Origin of the sequence: Nakamurella endophytica (genome assembly GCF_014646215.1) — a bacterium.
GTDB classification, from domain to species: domain Bacteria; phylum Actinomycetota; class Actinomycetes; order Mycobacteriales; family Nakamurellaceae; genus Nakamurella; species Nakamurella endophytica.
Genome location: NZ_BMNA01000030.1, coordinates 1 through 525 on the forward strand (window position 1 = coordinate 1; position 525 = coordinate 525).

1 protein-coding gene is annotated in these 525 nt (G+C 70.9%); it reads right to left on the bottom strand.

Features of this window, described 5'->3' with window-relative positions; translation table 11 throughout:
* On the bottom strand, positions 1-464 hold a 464-nt coding region (locus tag IEY37_RS21735), incomplete at its 3' end, for a helix-turn-helix domain-containing protein (protein ID WP_188945036.1).
* Between the last annotated feature and the right edge of the window lie 61 nt (positions 465-525).

Sequence of the window (525 nt, forward strand, 5' to 3'; positions counted from 1 at the left end):
CGCCAGCCGCCGCCGTCGGGGATGTTGCCGAGCTTCTTGACGTCCACGTGCAGCAACGCCCCGGGCCGGTCGTGCTCGTAGCGGCGGATCGGCTCACCTGTGACTCGGTCGATGTGGGAGAGCCGGTTGAGCCGGCAACGCACGAGGACCGCATGCACCGTGGACGCCGCCAAGCCAAGACGATCGGCGATCGGCACCGGGCCCAGCCGTTGCTTCCACCGCAGGTGCACGATTTTCCGGATCACCGGTCGCGGAGTCCGCCGCGGGCACCGGTGCGGGCGAGAGCTGCGATCAGCCATCGCTGCCGGGCCGCCCTGGCGGTAGCGGTCGGCCCACCGTTTGGCGGTCGGCCAGGACACGTTGAATACCGCGGCGGCATACCCGATGGTCCAGCCGTCCTCGACGACGGCGCGGGCCAGCCTGAGACGGTGGCGTGGCGTCAGCGCGGCATTAGCGTGGGACACGAGGACCTCCGGATGGTGGACGTGGTCGCCTTCAGCAGCTCCACCCCACCCCCGGAGGTCC